The organism is Bacteroidota bacterium, from assembly GCA_016183775.1.
Taxonomy (GTDB): Bacteria; Bacteroidota; Bacteroidia; order JABDFU01; family JABDFU01; genus JABDFU01.
The window spans coordinates 1-6,868 of record JACPDY010000018.1 but is presented as its reverse complement, the minus strand read 5'-3'; the positions used below and the strand labels follow the sequence as shown (position 1 = coordinate 6,868).

Here is a 6,868-nt window from a genome sequence, read left to right as displayed (position 1 = left end):
ACTACAACAACAATATTATGAGCCCATAAGAATAGGAAGATCCTTTAAAAGAAGAAAAATGCGTAGCAAGCCTTTGGGGAAACATCAAACATTAACTAACTATAAAAGAGCAATATAATATAGAACTTAATGACATTGCCCATCGGGGCGACCTGTGATTTATCGGAATGAATTTAAAGCAAACACCCATTTCAATTTTAGAACATGGTATTGTTGCTTGGCAATGCAGAGGAGTTTTATTTTTTTTTAACCATAACCTAATTTACAGAGGAGGCTCTTAACTAATCTGTTTTACTATAATTATTTTCCTACTTTTGAAAAAACAAAAAACACTTCATATGCTAAAAGCTGAAATACACACCGACAAAGGAATTATGAAAGTTGAATTCTTTGAAAAAGATGCTCCGGGCACCGTTAAAAATTTTACCGACCTCGCCAAAAAAGGGTTTTATGACGGGTTGAATTTTCACAGGGTACTTCCAAATTTTGTGATTCAGGGAGGCTGTCCTACAGGTACCGGCAGCGGCGGGCCTGGTTATAAAATAAAATGTGAACTCACCGGAGATAACCAATACCATGACCGCGGCGTTCTTTCAATGGCACATGCCGGAAGAGATACAGGCGGATCGCAGTTTTTTATATGTCATAGCAGGGATAACACATCACATCTCGACAGGAATCACACTGTATTCGGGAAAGTTGTGGAAGGACTTGATGTGATCGATCAGATCCGCCAGGGCGATAAAATTCAAAAGATCGTTGTGATCGATAAGTAGATTTATTTCTTTTTATATTAGAGTTTATATCGAATAAATTTTTTTGTGGGTTTTAGTGTTTTTGTGCTTTAGTGGCAATTGGATTTTGGCACCAAAGCACGAAAGCTCTAAATTTTTCCCCATATATATTTTTGAAATTGTATATAATAATCTAATTCGGTATAATCTCTATTATGGTGCGGGCAAAAGAAATTCTTCAGAACCAATTCGGGTACAGCTCATTTCGCCTTAACCAGGAAATGATCATACAAAATGTACTGAATGGCAAGGACACATTTGTGTTAATGCCGACTGGCGGTGGAAAATCGCTTTGTTATCAGGTTCCCGCTCTAGTTTTTGAAGGATTGACCGTTGTGGTCTCTCCTCTTATTGCATTAATGAAGGACCAGGTGGATGCTCTTCGTGTAAATGGTATCAATGCAGCTTTTCTGAACTCAACACTTAGCTATTCACAGCAGGAAGATATTATTTCGCAGCTGCAGAATAATGAAATAAAACTCCTGTATGTTGCACCTGAGCGGCTTGTTGGTACGGAGGTTAATTTCATACAATTTCTCAAAAAGCTGAATGTATCACTGTTTGCAATCGATGAAGCTCATTGTATCTCACAGTGGGGACATGATTTCAGGCCCGAATACAGGTCGCTTTCCCAACTCAAAAAACAGTTTCCTTCAACTCCGGTTATTGCGCTTACGGCCACAGCTGATGAATTGACAAAAAACGACATTCTTGAGCGGCTTGACTTGAACCATCCACAAGTGTTTGTTTCCAGTTTTAACCGCGAAAACATCCATTATTTTGTTGAGCCCAAACGAAATTATTTTGACCGGCTTGTTGATTATTTGAACAGGCATGAAAGTTACGCGGGAATTATTTATACACTTTCACGCGATGGTGCTGAATCGCTGGCCTTAAAGCTGCAGCGCGAAGGCTTTTCGGCAAAGCCCTACCACGCCGGATTAGATAAGGAGGTGAGGGAGAAGCACCAGGAGGAATTTTTGCGCGATGATATAAGGATCATTGTCGCTACTATCGCTTTTGGTATGGGTATTAATAAATCGAATGTACGTTTTGTTATTCATGCCGACCTGCCAAAGAATATTGAAAGTTATTATCAGGAAACAGGCAGGGCAGGTCGTGATGGGTTGAAGAGTGAAGCGATCCTGTATTATGGAGCAGGTGATGTGATCAAACTCCGTCATTTTGCCACTATTGAAAATAATCCTGATCAAACGCGTATACTATTGGATAAACTCGGCCAGATGGCACGTTTGTGTGAGATACGTTCATGCAGGAGGAAATATCTGTTGAACTATTTCGGTGAGGAAGCACCTGCGACATGCGGCAGTTGTGACGTGTGCCTGAGTAATTATGAGAAGGAAGATGCCACAATTATAGCACAAAAGGCTCTGTCAGCCATATCGCGGTTGAACCAGGGTTTCGGGATGAATTATGTTGTTGATTTTTTGCGGGGGTCGAAGTCAGAGAAAATGCGTGAGCACCACAAACAGCTTAAAACGTATGGCGCGGGTGCCGACATAAGTAAACAGCAATGGTTAACATACCTGCGCGACATGATGGCCCTGGGTTTGATCGAACAAAGTGAAGGTGAATACCCGGTATTAAAGTTGACAGCCCAAAGTGCCGCGGTATTGAAAGGGGAGGAGCGGGTGTTACTTACCAAATCGGTTTCACGAAGTGATGAAGATGTTAAACAGGATAAACAACAACAGGCACCTTGCGAGACAGTATTGTTAAATCATTTGAAGGAGACCCGCAGATCAATAGCGAAGAAAGAAAATGTTCCGGCGTACATTATTTTATCTGATGCCACTTTGGTGGAATTGGCCACATTCCTGCCCGGCAGCCTTTCCGATATCCGCAAAATATCGGGCTTTGGTGACGTGAAACTGGCGCGATACGGAGAATTATTTCTGGAAGATATTAAAGCATATTGCCGGAGTAATAATTTAAGCTCACGGATATCGGCCAAAATTCCCAAGCGGGAAAGGCGCCAACGTGAAGATACCGGGTCGGATACGAAATCATATACATTACAATTGTTTAAGCAGGGTAAGAGCATATCAGAAATTGCACAAAACAGAAGTCTTGCCCAATCAACGATCGAAAGTCATCTGGCACATTTTATTTATGAAGGACAGTTAAAAGTAACGCAATTGGTGCCATTGGAAAAGATTCTCCCGATTAAAGGGGCCATTAAAACGCATGGATATCAATCACTCGGTGTGCTGAAGGAAGTTTTGGGAAATACAGCCAGTTATGGAGAAATACGTGCGGTTGTAAATGATTGGAGGAGGGAGAATGGGTAAAAAAGATTTCAGGTATTGTATTACGGTGCAGTAACATTAACAATTATACTGCATCCATTCTTATCCTTAACATTTACAGAATAGGTACCCGGGCAAAGTGTATTTTTATATCTATTAATATATCCATCCGGCCAATTATAAATATAAGGGTTTGTGCCGCCTGTTGCATTTACCATTATCCATTCCTTGCAACCACAACCTGTGCAGTCGGCTGTACCTTTGGTAAATTGGCCTATTATAGGTGGGGGTGAAATTATTGTTACTGTGGAAGAAGATGTACACATTCCCCCTGAAATAGTTACTGTATATACTCCTGCTGATAAGCCTGTAACGGAAATACTTGTAGCTGTGGTTATACCAGTACTTCCATTGCTCCATTTATAAGTATAGTTTCCACCGCTGCCATTGCTTATTACAACAGTAGCACTTCCATTATTACCTCCATTACAACTAACATTGGTATTCACGTTTGTTTGGGAAGATAACGAACAGCCGCAACTGTTGACGGTAATGTTATTGATTTTTACAATACTATCCTTTTTACAAATTGTGGTAACCACTAATTTAACATCATGAGTTCCTGCATGGGAAAATAAAATTGTTGGTTTTACAGAATCGGAAGTTGCAGGATTACCTCCTGTAAATACCCAATGAAATTTATAGCCTGTGGTATCACAGGAGTTAGCAACGGTAGGCGTAAAAGTAATAGGTATATTGGGGCATATATCATTGGTGCTTTCCGAGAAGTCTAAACTAAGAATTTTACCCTCACAAATATTAGTGCATAAGGAGGCTACAAAGGCATCTGAAGCCCATATATCCTTAACTGTTTGCCATGCACCAGCACTGACCGGATACCCTCCATCTAAATTATATCCTGTTATAAACAACGAATTACCAAAAATGGCTATTCCTCCACCAGAATCTATATCGTCTTCACCAGTTCCACCCAAATAAGTTGCACATTTTTTTTCCCCATTCGCCACGAATTTTACAATGATTTGATCTTCTTTGCCGCCAAAATTTGGTTGCCAGGCACATACATCAGCGAGAGTAGAAATAATGACAGGATTAATATATGTGTCTTCTTCTTCCATTAAAAGGAAAATATTATTATCTCCGTCAGTAGCAATGTCATCTGCCCATGCTCCAAAAACACTTGCGGGATTACTAATCCCATAGTATGTGGCCCACTGACGCAAACCATTCTTGTCGAATTTTACAACAATGGCATCTGCAGCCCACCCAGTTCCTAATAAAGATGACTGGTGAATAACATTTCCAGCAGTTGCCCCAACCGGAAAATCGGTCGAAAAAGTATATCCGGTAATAACAATATTGTCTGCATAGTCTGTTGCAATACCCACACCCTTCTCTGTGGAAGTTCCTCCATAATAAGTTGACCAAATAAGTACGCCACCGGTATTATATTTCACTACAAATGCATCTGCACCGCCAGGAGCCTGTGAGTATGCTAATGCCAAAGTGAGTATTGGAAAATTGACCGAGGCAGTCCATCCCGTAATAACAATATTGCCTCCGCTATCTGTGGCAATATCATTCCCTTCATCATCGCTTGCCCCTCCACAATATGTGGCCCATAGAAGTCCTCCGGTGGGGGAAAACTTCACAAGGAAAGCATCATCAAAACCTCCCCCAAAAGTCGCTTGTTGGACAATATTTACACCTGTTTTTGCCATAGGGAATGTCCCACCCAATGTAAAACCCGTAATAATCACATTACCGTTAAGATCTGTTGCAATACTATTCCCCTGATCCCATTTATTCCCCCCGTATAAGGTAGCCCACAGGCGATTACCATTCGCGTCGAACTTTACTATAAATGCCTCATTCCCTCCTCCTCCGGCACTCTGCCAAATTACATTACCCGCACTTGCTCCGGTTGGAAAACTCACACCCGGCATAATCCATTGAGTCCAACCAGTAAGAACAATGTTGCCTGAAAAATCAGTACCTATTCCGGTACCTTCATCCCGTTTGTTTCCCCCATAAAAGGTTGCCCATAATAGGTTACCGGTCGGATTGAATTTCGCCACGAAGGCGTCTGCAACATCTCCCCCAAAAACTGGTTGCCAAACTATATTGACGCCACTCGCCACAGCAGGAAAAATACCACCATAAGTAGTTCCGGAAATAACTACATTACCATTCGGATCTGTAGCAATCCCGGTACCAAACTCTGACTTATCTCCTCCAAAATATGTTGCCCAATATGGATCAATAATCAACGGATATGAGGAATTATATCCAGCAACCGAGAAGTTAACATACGTTTCAACTTCTGAAATGAGAGTTAACACATATTTAGCTTCTACATCTACAATTTTTCCATTTATTACCTGATATACTTTTGGTAAGTATTCTATAACATCTCCTAAAGGAGTTTTAACTTTTAATATTTCATTTTCCAGCATGACTTCTGCTCCTGAATATTTTAATTTTATTTGATGTGGATCGGCGCCCGGATTTACCACGATGTCATACTTTAATCCATGTTCTTTTCCTCCATAATATTTTACATCAACCCCTTTGTACACATTTTTCTGAATTATAGTGTTATATGAATAAACATTAGTGATTCCTTGCGGGCAGTGGGCATAGTAATAATTTGTATAGCCTTCTACCTGATCGGCTGTTTGTATTTCCGGGCTAGGGTTTGCTCCTACAAAGTCAACATCTAACCGGTGTATTTTTATTTCTGCCTCCTGTTCTAATTTATTTTTTAGTTCCTGTGCTTCATGTTTGGATAAGTGGTCTTTCTTTTCTTTTTCTTCTACTTGCTCTTTAATTTCGTGCAGCTCTTTGCCCAGGTTACTGCATACATAACTTATTCCTGTTTTGCGCAAATACACATCAATCCCGCCACCATTACCTTTATACAATACATCAGGGCGCGCCTGTTGGTTCATATCAACTATCTGTCCTTTATTTTGAGTAAAGACCATTCCATTACCTTTTAAAGATTTGTTAATAGGATACTTTGAATCAGTGCCAGATTCCTTGCCGGGCAAAATTTGCGCCCTGACACTAATTGCACCAAGCGTTATACAGAAAAATAATATATTTTTCATTCTGCCTGTTTTAATAAGCATTTGGCCATTCTGCATTATTGAAGATGTAACAAATTTATATTCTGTTATTACTCAATTCAATTCATTTTTTTTTTATTCTTTCAAATCCAAAATAATTTAAATGTGAAATTCTGTAATTAAAAGCAAGATTTTTGTATTTTAGGCAATGGTCCATTCTGAATGATGTATTATTTCGATTCTATATTCTATGCCCAAAACCAGCTCTCATAAACTATTTTCATTGATTAAATCAATGAGCAAGGCGGAAAAGCGCTTTTTTAAATTATATACGGCCAACACATCTGATCGTGAAGTAAATAATTATGTCAATTTGTTCGATGCTATTGATAATCAGGATAAATACAGTGAGGCCAGATTAATAAAGGAAGAAAAATACATTAAACAATTACCAAAACTTAAAAATTATTTGCATGAATTAATTTTGGAAAGCCTGAATGTATATCATTCAAAAAATAGTGTTGACTTTAAACTTCGGTCATTAATCGGAAGTATTGAAGTTTTGTATGATAATGTCTTAGCCCCCTATAAGACTGGACAAATTAATTAAATTAATTTAGTCACAGTAAAATTAGGGAAAATGACCAAAGAAAAAAGAAAGTTTACCCCGGAAGAGAAGTATAGTATCCTCCAGGAAGCAGAACGAGAAGGT

4 protein-coding genes are annotated in these 6,868 nt (G+C 39.4%); 3 read left to right on the top strand and 1 reads right to left on the bottom strand.

Translation table 11 applies throughout. The features are described from left to right. The first annotated feature begins 338 nt into the window (after positions 1-338). Both HYU69_02630 and recQ read left to right on the top strand, forming a co-directional pair. Positions 339-776 carry a peptidylprolyl isomerase gene (locus tag HYU69_02630; protein MBI2269233.1) on the top strand — a complete coding sequence of 146 codons (438 nt, stop codon included), beginning with the start codon at positions 339-341 and terminating at the stop codon, positions 774-776. A 173-nt stretch (positions 777-949) separates the two neighbouring features. Next, positions 950-3,106, top strand: a complete 2,157-nt coding sequence (gene recQ / locus HYU69_02625) for a DNA helicase RecQ (protein ID MBI2269232.1) — start codon at positions 950-952, stop codon at positions 3,104-3,106. Positions 3,107-3,126: 20 nt separating this feature from the next. Here recQ and HYU69_02620 read toward each other — a convergent pair whose 3' ends face one another. Further along, on the bottom strand, positions 3,127-6,198 hold the full coding sequence (locus HYU69_02620) for an SBBP repeat-containing protein (GenBank protein MBI2269231.1): 3,072 nt from the start codon (positions 6,196-6,198) through the stop codon (positions 3,127-3,129). A 253-nt stretch (positions 6,199-6,451) separates the two neighbouring features. Here HYU69_02620 and HYU69_02615 point away from each other — a divergent pair, with 253 nt between their 5' ends. Next, a complete protein-coding gene (locus tag HYU69_02615) occupies positions 6,452-6,766 on the top strand; it encodes a hypothetical protein (protein MBI2269230.1) in 315 nt (104 codons plus the stop codon). Positions 6,767-6,868 lie beyond the last annotated feature (102 nt).

What these genes read in the sequence shown, in the direction of transcription:
- HYU69_02620 (MBI2269231.1), bottom strand. Translation starts at nt 6,198, where the DNA reads ATGAAAAATATATTATTTTTCTGTATAACGCTTGGTGCAATTAGTGTC.
- HYU69_02630 (MBI2269233.1), top strand. Translation starts at nt 339, where the DNA reads ATGCTAAAAGCTGAAATACACACCGACAAAGGAATTATGAAAGTTGAA.
- recQ (MBI2269232.1), top strand. Translation starts at nt 950, where the DNA reads ATGGTGCGGGCAAAAGAAATTCTTCAGAACCAATTCGGGTACAGCTCA.
- HYU69_02615 (MBI2269230.1), top strand. Translation starts at nt 6,452, where the DNA reads ATGAGCAAGGCGGAAAAGCGCTTTTTTAAATTATATACGGCCAACACA.